Genomic DNA, 13,822 nt, shown 5'->3' with positions numbered 1-13,822 from the left:
GCGGCCGCACCCTCGAGTGCGGCCGTGCCGTCAAGGTCCGTCGCTGCCGGAAGGCTGGCGCAACTCCATACTGAGCGCCGCGGGCGGAGCGTCCGGGTACTGCTGCACGTCGATCCGCCTGACTCCGCACTCGGCGCATCGCACGTACAGAACCCGACCCTCTGATGTGGAGTGCGCCGACTCCACGATCCACCCGTGATCATGACCCGTGAGCTGTTCGTGCGATGCCTGGACCGCGGCATCCGTGCTCACTCCGTTCCTTCTGCCCGTTGCGGGCGCTCTCATGTCCATGCTCCGAGCCTGCCGCGTTCGCGCGCTCGTCGGCAGCCCTCAGCCGACCGATGCGCGCATCCACCGGGTGGTGGATGCCTCGAGGCCGGCAGCGCGAGCGCTCCCGCCGCATCGCCCGCGAGACTGAGCGCGTACGTCTCGCCGCTCGGCGCGACTACCCCTGCACCATGTCCGCGAAGCGCGAGAAGTGCCCGTGGAAGGCCACGGTGATCGTGCGGGTCGGGCCGTTTCGGTGCTTGGCCACGATGAGGTCGGCCTCGCCGGCGCGGGGGCTGTCGCGCTCGTAGGCGCTCTCGCGGTGCAGCAGGATCACCATGTCGGCATCCTGCTCGATCGAGCCCGACTCGCGCAGGTCGCTGATGGCGGGCATCTTGTCGGCGCGCTGCTCGGGGCCACGGTTCAGCTGCGACAGCGCGATCACGGGCACCTGCAGCTCCTTCGCGAGGAGCTTCAGTGCACGCGAGAACTCCGACACCTCCTGCTGGCGGCTCTCGACCCGCTTGCCGCTCGTCATGAGCTGGAGGTAGTCGATGACGACCATCTTCAGCCCGACCTTCTGCTTGAGACGGCGGCACTTCGCGCGGATCTCGACGAGCGTCATGTTGGGGGAGTCGTCGATGTAGAGCGGGGCGTCGTTGATGCGGCCGCGGGTCGCCGCGATCGTGGTCCAGTCGCGCGAGTCGACGGTGCCCTTTCGCATCATCTGCAGCGGCACGGATGCCTCGGCGCTGAGCAGACGCATCGCGATCTCGCTCTTGCCCATCTCGAGCGAGAAGAAGACCGACGGCTGACCGTTCGTGATCGACGCGGCGCGGGCGAAGTCGAGCGCGAGGGTCGACTTTCCCATGGCGGGTCGCGCCGCGACGATGATCATCTGGCCGGGGTGGAACCCGTTGGTCAGGTCGTCGAGGTCGGCGAAGCCCGTGGGCACGCCGGTGAACTTGCCGTCGGTGTGCTTGGCCGCCTCGATCTCGTCGATGGCGACCGTCACGGCCTCTGAGAGCGGCACGTAGTCTTCGGTCTCGACGGAGCCGGTCACGGCGTAGATCTCGGCCTGGGCGTTGTTGACGAGGTCGGTGACCTCGCCTTCGCCCTGGTAGCCCATCTGCACGATGCGGGTGCCGGCCTCGACGAGGCGACGCAGCATCGCGCGCTCGGCGACGATCGACGAGTAGAAGCCGGCGTTGGCGGCGGTCGGCACGATGCTCGTGAGCGTGTGGAGGTACTCGACGCCGCCGGCGCGCTGCAGGTCGCCGGTCTTCGTCAGCTCGTCGGTGACGGCGATGACGTCGGTGGGCTCACCGTGCGAGTAGAGCGTCAGGATCGCGTTGAAGACGACCTCGTGCTTCGGCACGTAGAAGTCGACGCCGCGCACGGTCTCGATGACGTCGGCGACGGCGTCTTTCGAGAGCATCATGCCGCCGAGTGCGCTCTGCTCGGCGAGGAGGTCGTGGGGAGGAACGCGCTCGCCCCGTCGGGCGTCACCGTCATCGACCGGTTCAGCGAGCCCGATGTGCGCGATCGACAACTTCATGACCTCCGGTTCGGCTCAGACGGGCGAGCGACCCGCGCCCATCACCCAGTGTCCCGGAGGCCGCCGACATGGCTGATGGACCGGGGTTTCGCATGGGGTGGAATGGACGCTGCTTCACGATAGGGAAGCCGGTGTGCACAACACAACCCGGCCTGTGGATAACTCTGGGGACAAACTGGGCGAAACGCCGTGGAATGTGTGCACTACGCCTGTGGATAACTGTGGAAACTCCGTGAATTACACGAGTTGAATTCAGGCGCGACCAGCATTTTCATCTATTCACACCTGTGGGGGAAAACTTCTTTTGAAGTCCACTCCACCTGTGGGTCGACCTGTGTACAACCATCACAGGAAACACCGATGTCGACTTGCGCGCAGCACTGCGGCGGGTGTACGCGAAGACGCGAAAACGGCGGCCGGGCCGAGGCCCGAACCGCCGTTCTCGTGCGTTGCTGCGAACTACTTCGCTGCGACCACCTGAAGGGTGATCGTCGCCGAGAGCTCGTCGTGCAGACGAACCGTGGCTTCGTGATCGCCGACCGCCTTGATGGGGGCCGTGATCTCGATCTTGCGCTTGTCGAGCTCGCCGAGACCGGCGGTCGAGACCGCAGCCGCGACATCCGAGGTCTTGACGGAGCCGAAGAGGCGCCCGCCCTGGCCGGCCTTGACGGCCAGCTTGACCTTGGTCGACTCGAGCTTGGCCTTGAGGGCCTGAGCGTCTTCGAGCGAGTGCAGGGCGCGAGCGGCGCGAGCCGCCTTGATCTGCTCGACCTGCTTCTCGCCACCGCGGGACCACGCCACAGCGAAGCCCTGGGGAACGAGGTAGTTGCGAGCGTAACCGCTCTTGACCTCGACGACGTCGCCGGCCGTGCCGAGGCCGGTGACCTCGTGGGTGAGAATTACCTTAGCCATTGTCGTGCTCCTTAGCGGCCAGAGCCCGAGTAGGGCAGAAGGGCCATCTCGCGTGCGTTCTTGACGGCACGGGCGATCAGGCGCTGCTCCTGCACGGAGACACCGGTGATACGGCGGGCGCGGATCTTTCCACGCTCGGAGATGAACTTGCGGAGGGTCGCGACGTCCTTGTAGTCGATGACACCGACCTTGATGGACTTCGCCGGGGCGGCGTTCTTCGCGCCCTTCCCGCGGGTCGGCTTGCGGCGATCGCCGCTCGACTTTCCAGCCATTGTCTTTCCTGTCTATTGAAAACGATTCGAGCGAGCGGATGCCTGCGGCATCCGTTCACCGGCCTCAGTGCCTGTCGAGCAGGCTGGGCCTAGAAGGGGGTCTCGTCGCCGTAGCTCGTACCGGGGGTGTTCCAGACGTCGCCGCCGCCGCCCTGAGGGGCTGCTGCGGGGGCGCTGGGTGCCCACGGCTCGTCGGCACCGGCGCCGCCCCCGAAGGAGCTGTTGCCGCCGCCGACACCACGGTTGGACTGTGCACGTGTCACGGACGCGGTGGCGTAGCGCAGGCTCGGGCCGATCTCGTCGACCTCGAGCTCGATGGTGGTGCGCTTCTCGCCTTCCTTCGTCTCGTAGGAACGCTGCTTGAGACGCCCGGAAGCGATGACCCGGGATCCCTTGGTGAGTGAACCGGCCACGTGCTCGGCGAATTCACGCCAGACGCTCGCGCGCAGGAACAGCGCTTCGCCGTCCTTCCACTCGTTCGCCTGACGGTCGAACGTACGAGGAGTGGAAGCGATGGTGAAGTTGGCAACCGCGAGGCCGTTCTGCGTGTAACGCAGCTCGGGATCTGCAGTGAGGTTGCCCACCACGGTGATGATGGTCTCGCCGGCCATGAGGACTAGTCGTCCTTCTTGGCCGTGGCGGGAGCCGCGGCGACCGCAGCAGCGGGAGCGGCGGCGACAGCGGCAGCAGGAGCTGCAGCCTTCGCGCCGGCCTTCGCCTGAGCGGCGGCCTTCTTCGCGGCCTTCGCCTCCTGGGCCTTCGCGTGAGCGGCGACCTGTGCGATCGCCTCTTCGGCGCGGAGGACCTTGGTGCGCATGACGGCCTCGCTGAGGTTCAGCTGGCGGTCGAGCTCATCGGTGGTCTTGGACTCGGCGGTGAAGTCGACGACGGCGTAGATGCCCTCGTTCTTCTTGTTGATCTCGTACGCCAGACGACGACGTCCCCAGATGTCGACCTTGTCGACGGTGCCGCCATCATTACGGATGACGTTGAGGAACTTGTCAAGGCTGGGAGCAACGGTGCGCTCATCGATCTCGGGATCGAGGATAACCATCAGCTCGTATTGGTGCATGACTAACCCACCTCCTTCGGACTCAAACGGCTACAGGATCTCTGCAGCAGGAGGGTTGTGCATACGTCACGCCGTGGAGGCCGCACAATCGCGGCACACGGGCAACCTAGACAGCATAGCGGATGCCCCGCACCCACGCCATTCGACCGGACTGGTCAGGCCTCGGCCGTGGCTTCGCGCGACGCCCACCAGGCGAGCAGGCGCTCGGTCGCGGCATCCGGGCCGATGGGGCCCTCGTCGAGGCGCACCTCGAGCAGGTATCGATAGGCCTCGCCCACGATCGGGCCCGGCGGGATGTCCAGCAGCCGCATGATGTCGGCGCCGTCGAGCTCGGGGCGCACCGCGGCGAGCTCCTCCTCCTCGGCGAGCACCGCGATGCGCTCCTCGAGGTCGTCGTACGCGAAGGCGAGCTGGTCGGCCTTGCGGCGGTTCCGGGTCGTGACGTCGGCCCGGGCGAGGATGTGGAGCCGCTCGAGCTGATCGCCCGCGTCGCGCACGTAGCGGCGCACGGCGGAGTCGCTCCACGCTCCGTCGGTGTAGCCGAAGAAGCGCAGGTGCAGTTCGATGAGCCGCGAGACCGCGGCGATCGTGTCGTTGTCGAAGCGCAGCGCGCGCAGGCGCTTGCGTGCGAGCTTCGCGCCGACCACGTCGTGGTGGTGGAAGCTGACCGCGCCGCCGCCCTCGAAGCGCCGGGTCGCCGGCTTGCCGATGTCGTGCAGCAGGGCGGCGAGGCGCACGATGAGGTCGGGGGAGTCGAGCACGCCGCGCTCGATCTCGTATTCGATCGCCTGGTCGAGCACGGTGAGGCTGTGCTCGTAGACGTCCTTGTGACGGTGGTGCTCGTCGCGCTCGAGCGAGAGCGCCGGCAGTTCGGGCAGCACGCGTTCGGCGAGACCGGATTCGACGAGCAGCCGGATGCCGCTGCGCGGCGTTCTCGAGAGGAGCAGCTTCGTGAGCTCGTCGCGCACGCGTTCCGCGGAGATGCGATCGATCTCGGCGGCGAGGTCGGTCATGGCCTGGGCGGTCGCGGGCTCGACCGTGAAGCCGAGCTGCGACGAGAAGCGGGCGGCACGGAGCATCCGCAGCGGGTCGTCGCCGAACGACTGCTCGGGAGCGGCCGGGGTGCGCAGCACGCGCGCGACGAGGTCTTCGACGCCACCCGACGGGTCGACGAGCTCGAGCCTCGGCAGGCGCAGCGCGAGGGCGTTGACGGTGAAGTCGCGGCGGGTGAGGTCGTCTTCGAGGCTCGAGCCGAACACGACCTCGGGCTTGCGGGATGCGCCGTCGTAGGCATCGGCGCGGTAGGTCGTGATCTCGACGGTCTCACCGGCGATCCTCGCGCCGATCGTGCCGAACGCGCGCCCGATGTCCCAGTGCGCCTCGGCGATGGGCTTGACGATCGCGAGGATCTCGTCGGGCGTGGCATCCGTCGTGAAGTCGAGGTCGTTGACGTCGCGGCCGAGGAACGCGTCGCGCACCGGGCCGCCGACGAGCGCGAGTTCGTGGCCGGCCGCCTCGAACGCCGCCGCGAGGCGTGAAACGGTCGGCGAAGCCGCCAGCTCGCCCAGCCGGTCGAGGGCTGCCGCGACACTCTGCATGCCCCCATGTTAAGCGCCAGCTGACGGATGCCCCGGTTCGCGCACCATCCGAAGCGCCTGTGGATGCCGGGCGAATGCGCGGGCGCCACGCCGTAGAATCGCCAACATGGTGCCCGAGTCGAACCCTGCGCGCCGCCGGTGCTCACGGGTCGAATCGACGGATGGCGCCCGGCGGTCGCCCTCGTCGCCGCACGCCTCCCGCTCCCGCCGACGCGGCATCACGGCGTTCGGCGCGACGATCGCAGCGACCGCGGTGCTGGTGACGGCACCCCTGACGGCGCTGGCCGCGCCAAGTGCCCGATTCGTCCAGGCCGAGGCGCGCACCGGTACCGGCGTCGTCCTGCGGGTCGCACCGACGGGCTCGACGAACGTCGCTCCCGACGCGCCGGTCGACCTCGAGATCGAGATCGTGAACTCCACCTCGGAGCCCGTCGAGGCCGGCACGCTCCGCCTCCTGCGTTCCGCGACCGCGATCGACGAGACGGCCGAACTCGACGCGTGGCTCGCGCAGGCGCCCGACCCCGAGGCATCCACGGCCGACGACGCCGTCCCCGAAGCCACCGCGATCGACGGCGTCGGTGTCGCCGAGGTCGCATCGACGACGATCGCGCCCGGCGCCGTCGAGGTCGTGTCCGTCACGCTGCCGCCCGAGGCCATCGACGAGATCGACACCTCCCCGGTGCTCGGCTTCGGTGCGGAGCTGCTCGTGGGCGACACGCTCGTCTCCTCGGCCGCCGATGCATTCGCGAATGCGAACGCACCCGCTACGGGCGCGACCTCGATCGCCCTCGCCGTTCCCCTGACCGTGCCGGCATCCGCGAGCGGCCTGCTCCGAGCGGAGGACCTGGCCACCTGGACCTCCCCGTTCGGACTGCTCACACGCCAGCTCGACGCCGTCGAGGGGCGACCGATCGCGATCGGCGTCGACCCGCGCATCATCGCGTCGATCCGCGTGCTCGGCACCTCGGCGCCGAGCACCGCCACGGCGTGGCTCGAGCGCCTCGCCGGGCTCCAGAACGAAATATTCCCCCTCGCGTATGCAGATGCGGATGTCGCGGCCCAGGCGCAACTCGGAGTGCCGGCGCTGCTCGGTCCGACCTCGTTCACCGACGTCCTCGACCCTGCCGACTTCACCGGCACCGCCGAGGCCACCGCGGACGACGACGGCGACACCGCCCCGAGTGCGACCCCTGTTCCGACCCAGCCGGCGACGGGCGAGCTGCCGACGACCGAAGAGCTGCTCGCCTGGCCCTACACCCGTACCGACATCGCCTGGCCGGGCGACGACACGGTCGCGACGGGGGACCTCGCGTTCCTGGGGGCGGCCGGGCTGACCACGTCGATCCTCGCTCCCGGCAACGTCTCGACCGACGAGCAGTGGGCCAATGCCGCGTCGACCGTCGACGGATCCACCGCCGTCGTCGCCGATGCCCGACTCACCGCTCCACTGCGCGCGGCGTCGGAGGCCCTCACCGATGCGGAGTGGCGAGCGGCGGCCGGCCGGCTCGGGGCGGAACTCGCACTGCTCGACGGCGACGATGCCGAGCAGCCCGCGACGCTGCTGGCAACGCTCGGCCGCGGCGCCGGAGCGCAGTCGGCACGCGTGAGCGCCACGCTCGACCAACTCGCCGCGAACCCTCGGGTCGCTGCCGCCTCCCTCACCGACGCGATCGGCGCACCGCCGGTGGCCCGTGCCCTCGTCGACCAGCCCGAAGACCAGCAGCGCATCGACAACGTCGACCGCATCATCCGCACCGATGCGAACGTGGCCGCCTTCGCGACCGTGCTCGAAGACCCGCGTGAGCTGACCGGACCGACACGACGCGACGCCCTCGCCCTGCTCGACGTGGCCTGGCTCGACGATCGACCGGCGTGGGACGCCGCCGTCGGCGAATGGCTCGTCGCGCAGCGCCGAACGCTCGACGCGGTCTCGGTCGTGCCCAGCAGCCCCATCAACGTCGTGTCGTCCGAGACGGGCGTGCCCACGACGATCCTCAACGCACTGCCGTACCCCGTCACCGTCGTCGTCGACGTCACGCCGTCGAACGGTCGTCTGGTCGTCGAAGACCAGATCACCGTCAAGATCGACCCCGAGTCGCGGAGCACGACGACGGTTCCGGTCGCCGCCGGCATCGGCAACGGCGATGTGACGCTCACCGTGTCGCTCACCTCGCCCGAGGGCGTTCCGGTCGGCAGCCCCGTCTCGATCCCGGTCAACGTTCAGGCCGACTGGGAGGGCCTCGGGGCCGCCATCATCGGCGTCATCATCGTCGTGTTCTTCGGGGTCGGCATCTGGCGCAACATCCGGCGTCATCGCAAGCGACGTGCCGAGGCGGCGGAGAGCGGCGAGGCGGAGGCGGCGGAGACCGCGAGTGCAACCGGTGGCGAGGAGCCCGAGGAGGGCGTCCGCTCCACCGATACCGAACAACCCGACGAGCATGGAGACGATCGCCGCGATGGCTGAAGACCGCATCGGGCGCGCGAGCGCATTCCTCGCATCGGGCACGATCGTCTCCCGCATCCTCGGTTTCGTGAAGACGATCGTGCTCACCGCGACGATCGGCATGGTCGGCTCGGGTGCCAACGCGTTCGCGATCGCGACGCAGCTCCCCAATACGATCTACGCCATCGTCGGCGGGGGAGTGCTCTCGGCGGTGCTCGTGCCGCAGATCGCGCGGGCGAGCCGCTCTGCCGACGGCGGCGAGAAGTACATCAACAAACTCGTGACGGTCGCGCTCGTGATTCTCGCGGGCGTGGCCGTGATCGCCACGCTCGCTGCACCACTCCTGACGCTGTTGTACGGCCCGAGGCTCGACGATGAGACCCGCCAGCTCGCGACGCTCTTCGCGTTCTGGTCCCTCCCCCAGATCTTCTTCTACGGGCTCTACTCGGTGCTCGGCGAGGTGTTGAACGCCAAGCGTTCGTTCGGACCGTTCACCTGGGTACCGGTGATCAACAACCTGGTCGGCATCGGTGGAATGCTCGTCTTCGCGTTCATCTTCGGAGCCGATCCCGGAGGCTCGCGGTCACCGTCGGAGTGGACCGCCGGCATGATCGCCCTCCTCGCGGGCGCCACGACGGTCGGTGTGGCGCTCCAGGCGCTGACCCTCTTCTGGTTCTGGAAGCGCATCGGGCTGCGGTTCCGTCCCGACTTCGGTTGGCGCGGGGTGGGCCTCGGTGCGGCCGGGAAGATCGCGGGCTGGACGTTCGGAATGCTGCTGTTGACGACGTTCGCCGGCATCGTCGAGACCGGGATCAGCGGCGGGGCGGCCGACACCGGCGATCCATCCGTCGCTGCGCTCAACAACGCCTGGTTGATCTTCATGCTGCCGCACTCGGTGATCACCGTCTCGATCGCGACGGCCTACTTCACCCGCATGAGCGAGCACGCTGCCATCGCCGACGTCGACCGGGTGCGAGCCGACCTGTCGAGCGCCCTGCGCGGCATCGGTTCGATCATCGTGATCGCGACGGCGGTCATCATGGTCGTCGCGTACCCGTTCGGCGCGGTGTACGGACTCGGAGACCTCGAGAACATCGCCGCGTTCGGCAACATCGTCATCGCCTATCTCATCGGATTGGTCGGCTTCTCCGCGCTGTTCGTCGTGCAACGCACCTTCTACTCGCTGAACGACACCAAGACGCCCTTCTTCTTCACGCTCTTCCAGGTGGTGCTGTTCACCGCGGGCGCCCTGTACGCCGGCACCCTGCCGACCTCGCAGGTCGCCCTCGCGATCGCCCTCACCACCACCGTGGCCGGTACCGCCCAGCTGATCCTCGCCGCGCTCCTCCTGCGACGCAAGCTCCGCGGCATCGACCTTCGGCACGTGCTCGGGTCCTATCTCCGATTCATCGCAGCGGCGATCATCCCGGTGGCTGCGGGCATCGGTCTGCTCGTGCTCCTCGGTGGCACCACCGATGGGGGTTTCGCGCTCGAGACCCGAGTCGGCGCGATCGTCTCGATGATCGTGATCGGCGGCACGATGGCACTCCTCTACTTCGCAACCCTCTGGTTCGCGCGGGTCCCCGAGTTCCGGGGCTTCGCGGAGGCCATCATCATGAAGCTCCGGAGGCGCTGAGCAGTCGCGCACGGCGTGCACCAGGCGCATCCGCCTCCACGCGGCATCCGTCACACGCTGCATCGCGGGGCTCCGGCGGAATAGTCGCCGCTTAGACTGTGTTGAGCATCTCGTGGCATCCGATTCGTTGAATGCTACGAATCACCAGCAACGACGGGAGCGGGTTTGCGCGACATCATCATCATCGGTTCGGGACCGGCCGGTTTCACGGCTGCGATCTACGCCGCACGCGCGCAGCTGAACCCCCTGCTCATCGCGAGCTCGGTCGAGATCGGCGGCGAGCTGATGAACACGACCGAGGTCGAGAACTTCCCCGGCTTCCCCGAGGGCATTATGGGCCCCGATCTCATGACGAAGCTCCAGGAGCAGGCCGAGCGGTTCGGCACCGAGGTCGTCTACGACGACGTCGTCGAGCTCGAACTCGACGGGCCCGTCAAGCGCGTCAAGCTGGGCAACGGAGACGTACACGAGGCGACCGCGGTCATCTACGCGACCGGGTCGGCCTATCGCAAGCTCGGCCTCCCCGAAGAAGAGGTGCTCTCGGGCCACGGCCTGTCGTGGTGCGCCACGTGCGACGGCTTCTTCTTCCGTGAGAAGAAGATCGCCGTCATCGGCGGTGGCGACTCGGCGATGGAGGAGGCGACCTTCCTCACCCGCTTCGCCAGCAAGGTCTACGTGATCCACCGTCGCGACTCGCTCAAGGCGTCGAAGATCATGCAGCAGCGCGCCTTCGACAACGAGAAGATCGAGTTCATCTGGAACTCCGAGATCGCGGCGATCCACGGCACCGAAGCGGTCACCGGAGTCACCCTCCGCGACACCGTGACCGGCGACGAGCGCGGGCTCGACCTCGACGGCCTCTTCGTCGCGATCGGCAACGACCCCCGCACGCACCTCGTGCACGGCAAGCTCGACCTCACCTCCGAGGGAACCATCGCGCTCGAGGGACGCACTTCGAAGACGTCCCAGCCGGGCGTCTTCGCGGCCGGTGACGTCATCGACCCCCACTACCGCCAGGCGATCACCGCCGCCGGTTCCGGCGCGGCCGCTGCGCTCGACGCAGAGCACTACCTCGCGGCGCTCGGCAACGAGAACGCCGCAGAGGCCGTGCTCGAGACGGAGTTCGCCGTCGTCAACTGACCAGGTGTCGCTCTCGCGAGCACATCACGGTCGCCGCAAGCGCTGACTCGCGGCATCCGATCACCGAAGGCTTCACCAAAAGGAGAACGCAATGACTGCACGTGCAGTGACCGAGGCCACCTTCGAGCAGGAGGTTCTCAACAACGAGAAGGCCGTCCTCGTGGACTTCTGGGCCGAGTGGTGCGGCCCGTGTCGCGCCGTCAGCCCGATCCTCGACCAGATCGCGACGGAGCACGCCGACAAGCTCGACATCGTCAAGCTCAACGTCGACGAGAACCCCGGCCTCGCGATGAAGTACCAGATCACCGCGATCCCCGCGTTCAAGGTCTTCGAGAAGGGCGAGGTCGTCAAGACCGTCATCGGCGCCAAGCCGAAGCCCGCACTCGAGGCCGACCTCGCCGCCTACATCTCGTAGTCGGCGGTCGAACTCCAGACCCGTCCGGCGAAAGCCGGGCGGGTCTTTCGCGTCTCCGGGCTCGGGCTTCGGGGCGTCGAATGCGAGCGGATGTCGCAGCCGCCGGACCCCGAACGACCACCCCGAACCCAGCAACTACCATGGAAACCCTGAACAGAACGGAAGCAGCGCAGTGACATCTGACGGCGTCCCCCAGCGGACCGGCAACAATCTCGACCCCTGGTACGCGAACTACGCCGAGCGAGCCGCCGGGCTGGCCGCCTCCGAAGTCCGAGCCCTGTTCGCCGTCGCCTCACGACCCGAGGTCGTCTCATTGGCCGGCGGCATGCCGTACGTGTCGGCGCTGCCGCACGACCTCATCACCTCCTCGATGGAGAAGGTCATGCGGGAGCGCGGTGCCGTGGCGCTGCAATACGGCTCTGGTCAGGGAATCCCCGAGCTTCGCGAGCAGATCCTCGAGGTGATGTCGATCGAGGGCATCCATGGCAGCGTCGACAACGTCGTGACCGCGACGGGCTCCCAGCAGGCGCTCGACCTGGTCGCGAAGCTCTTCATCGATCCCGGAGACGTCATCCTCGCCGAATCGCCGAGCTACGTCGGAGCCCTCGGGATCTTCCGCTCCTACCAGGCGAACGTCGCCCACGTCGCGACCGACGAGCACGGCCTGATCCCCGAGGCGCTGCGACAGACGATCGCAGCGCTCCGAGGTCAGGGCCGCCGCATCAAGTTCCTGTACACGATTCCGAACTTCCACAATCCGGCCGGCGTCACGCTCTCAGCCGACCGACGACCCGAGATCCTCGAGATCTGCCGCTCGAACGAGATTCTCGTGCTCGAGGACAACCCCTACGGGCTGCTGCACTTCGACGAACCCGCACCGAACGCGCTCCGATCGCTCGACCCCGAGGGGGTCATCTACCTCGGCTCGTTCTCGAAGACCCTTGCGCCCGGGTTCCGGGTCGGGTGGGCGCTCGCCCCCCACGCCATTCGCGAGAAGCTCATCCTCGCTGCGGAGTCGGCGATCCTGTCGCCGAGCTCGTTCAGCCAGATGGTGGTGTCGGAGTACCTGGCAACAGCCGACTGGCGCGCGCAGATCGACACCTTCCGCGGCGTCTACCGCGAACGCAAGGACGCGATGATCGAAGCGCTGGGGGAGTACCTGCCGCAGCTCAACTGGACCAACCCGAACGGCGGGTTCTACGTCTGGGTGACGATGCCCGACGTTCTCGACTCCAAGCAGATGCTTCCCCGAGCGGTGAAGGAGCTCGTGGCGTATACGCCCGGCACGGCATTCTTCGCCGACGGCCGAGGTCGCCACGCCATGCGGCTGTCGTTCTGCTATCCGACGCCCGATGAGATCCGGCTCGGCATTCGTCGCCTCGCGACCGTGATCAACGGCGAGCTCGACCTGCTCGACACCTTCGCGGGCACCGGCCCGCTGCAACTGCCTCCGAGCGCGGGGTACGACTCCGCACCGCCGTCCGACCTGAAGTAGTGGAGAAACCCCTGATCATGAGCGATTCTTCTGGGCTTTACGTCGTCGTTCTCGCCGGCGGCATCTCGCACGAGCGCGATGTCTCACTGCGTTCCGGGCGTCGCGTCGCCGATGCATTGACCGCCGCGGGCCACCGCGTCGTGCTCCGCGACCCCGATGCCGGGCTGCTGCCCTTCCTCGCGAACGAGCGTCCCGACGTCGTATTCCCCGCACTGCATGGGTCGAGCGGTGAAGACGGGTCGCTGCTCGAACTCCTCGCGGCGATCGGCGTGCCGACGGTCGGATCGTCGGGTGCCGCATCTCGGCGTGCCTGGTCGAAGCCCGTCGCGAGCTCGTTGCTGGCCGCCGCGGGCGTCGACGTTCCCGAATCGATCGTGCTCTCCCATGAGGCGTTCCGGGAGCTCGGCGCGTCGAGCGTACTGAAGGTCGTGCGCTCGGCACTCGAGGGGGAGCTCGTCGTGAAGCCGGGATCCGGCGGATCGGCGCAGGGCGTCACGATCGTCGAAGACACGAACGATCTCCCTCGGGCGATGGTTGAGGCGTTCACCTACGCCGACGTCGCCGTCGTCGAACGCCGGATCCACGGCACCGAGATCGCGGTCACCGTCGTCGACACGGGTGAGGGCCCCCGCGCGCTTCCGGCCGTCGAGATCGAACCGACCGCAGGTGTCTACAGTTTCCAGGCCCGATACAACGCCGGTGAGACGACCTTCTACGCACCATCGCGACTCAGCGACGAAACGGTGTCGGCGGTATCGGACGCCGCGGTGCTCGCACATCGCACACTCGGCCTGCGCGATCTCTCCCGCGTGGACTTCATCGTCGACGACGACGGTCGCCCTTGGTTCCTCGAAGCGAATGTCATCCCCGGCCTCACCGAGACGTCGCTCGTCCCGCTCGCCATCGAGGCATCCGGCACGAGTGCCGCTGCGATCTACGGCGCACTCGTGGAAGCGGCACACGCTCGTTCCAACTGAGAACGTCGATGTGTGAAGAGGGCCGGCCCGATTGGGC

Annotated in this window: 11 protein-coding genes and 1 pseudogene; 6 read left to right on the top strand and 6 right to left on the bottom strand. The window is 68.0% G+C overall.

Translation table 11 applies throughout. The features are described 5' to 3' along the window. Nucleotides 1-445 precede the first annotated feature (445 nt). The 6 genes and pseudogenes from dnaB to ACFTQE_RS17950 all read right to left on the bottom strand — a co-directional run bounded on the left by dnaB (nucleotide 446) and on the right by ACFTQE_RS17950 (nucleotide 5,679). Nucleotides 446-1,819 (bottom strand): replicative DNA helicase, encoded by a 1,374-nt coding sequence (dnaB, locus tag ACFTQE_RS17975; protein WP_056007924.1) that lies wholly within the window; start codon nucleotides 1,817-1,819, stop codon nucleotides 446-448. A 465-nt stretch (nucleotides 1,820-2,284) separates the two neighbouring features. Continuing rightward, complete coding sequence (gene rplI / locus ACFTQE_RS17970) at nucleotides 2,285-2,737, bottom strand: 50S ribosomal protein L9 (protein ID WP_376926350.1); 453 nt, start codon at nucleotides 2,735-2,737, stop codon at nucleotides 2,285-2,287. Nucleotides 2,738-2,748: 11 nt separating this feature from the next. Continuing rightward, nucleotides 2,749-3,009, bottom strand: coding sequence for a 30S ribosomal protein S18 (rpsR, locus tag ACFTQE_RS17965; protein WP_022892391.1), 261 nt, complete (start codon nucleotides 3,007-3,009; stop codon nucleotides 2,749-2,751). An 89-nt stretch (nucleotides 3,010-3,098) separates the two neighbouring features. Beyond that, nucleotides 3,099-3,620: a single-stranded DNA-binding protein gene (locus ACFTQE_RS17960; RefSeq protein ID WP_179551603.1), complete on the bottom strand. Its 522-nt coding sequence runs from the start codon at nucleotides 3,618-3,620 to the stop codon at nucleotides 3,099-3,101. Nucleotides 3,621-3,721: 101 nt separating this feature from the next. Then, a pseudogene (gene rpsF, locus ACFTQE_RS17955) lies at nucleotides 3,722-4,081 on the bottom strand (30S ribosomal protein S6); the annotation flags it as partial. A 155-nt stretch (nucleotides 4,082-4,236) separates the two neighbouring features. Continuing rightward, nucleotides 4,237-5,679: a CCA tRNA nucleotidyltransferase gene (locus ACFTQE_RS17950; RefSeq protein ID WP_376926349.1), complete on the bottom strand. Its 1,443-nt coding sequence runs from the start codon at nucleotides 5,677-5,679 to the stop codon at nucleotides 4,237-4,239. A 106-nt stretch (nucleotides 5,680-5,785) separates the two neighbouring features. On the opposite strand from ACFTQE_RS17950, the gene ACFTQE_RS17945 reads away from it, so the two are divergent. The 6 genes from ACFTQE_RS17945 to ACFTQE_RS17920 all read left to right on the top strand — a co-directional run bounded on the left by ACFTQE_RS17945 (nucleotide 5,786) and on the right by ACFTQE_RS17920 (nucleotide 13,785). Next, nucleotides 5,786-8,143 carry a DUF6049 family protein gene (locus tag ACFTQE_RS17945; RefSeq protein ID WP_376926348.1) on the top strand — a complete coding sequence of 786 codons (2,358 nt, stop codon included), beginning with the start codon at nucleotides 5,786-5,788 and terminating at the stop codon, nucleotides 8,141-8,143. Further along, nucleotides 8,136-9,758 (top strand): murein biosynthesis integral membrane protein MurJ, encoded by a 1,623-nt coding sequence (gene murJ, locus ACFTQE_RS17940; protein WP_376926347.1) that lies wholly within the window; start codon nucleotides 8,136-8,138, stop codon nucleotides 9,756-9,758. The genes ACFTQE_RS17945 and murJ overlap by 8 nt, the downstream gene beginning before the upstream one ends. 165 nt (nucleotides 9,759-9,923) lie before the next feature. Further along, entirely contained in the window at nucleotides 9,924-10,898 is a 975-nt protein-coding gene (trxB, locus tag ACFTQE_RS17935; RefSeq protein ID WP_376926346.1) for a thioredoxin-disulfide reductase, read from the top strand. Between the two features lie 91 nt (nucleotides 10,899-10,989). Then, nucleotides 10,990-11,313 (top strand): thioredoxin, encoded by a 324-nt coding sequence (trxA, locus tag ACFTQE_RS17930; RefSeq protein WP_056007113.1) that lies wholly within the window; start codon nucleotides 10,990-10,992, stop codon nucleotides 11,311-11,313. Between the two features lie 172 nt (nucleotides 11,314-11,485). Next, nucleotides 11,486-12,808, top strand: a complete 1,323-nt coding sequence (locus ACFTQE_RS17925) for a PLP-dependent aminotransferase family protein (RefSeq protein ID WP_376926345.1) — start codon at nucleotides 11,486-11,488, stop codon at nucleotides 12,806-12,808. Between the two features lie 17 nt (nucleotides 12,809-12,825). After that, a complete protein-coding gene (locus ACFTQE_RS17920; protein ID WP_376926344.1) occupies nucleotides 12,826-13,785 on the top strand; it encodes a D-alanine--D-alanine ligase in 960 nt (319 codons plus the stop codon). Nucleotides 13,786-13,822: the final 37 nt, after the last annotated feature.

The sequence above is a fragment of the Agromyces sp. NPDC056965 genome (genome assembly GCF_042673425.1).
GTDB lineage: Bacteria > Actinomycetota > Actinomycetes > Actinomycetales > Microbacteriaceae > Agromyces.
The sequence above is the reverse complement of the archived record's forward strand: the minus strand, read 5'-3'. Positions and strand labels throughout refer to the sequence as shown.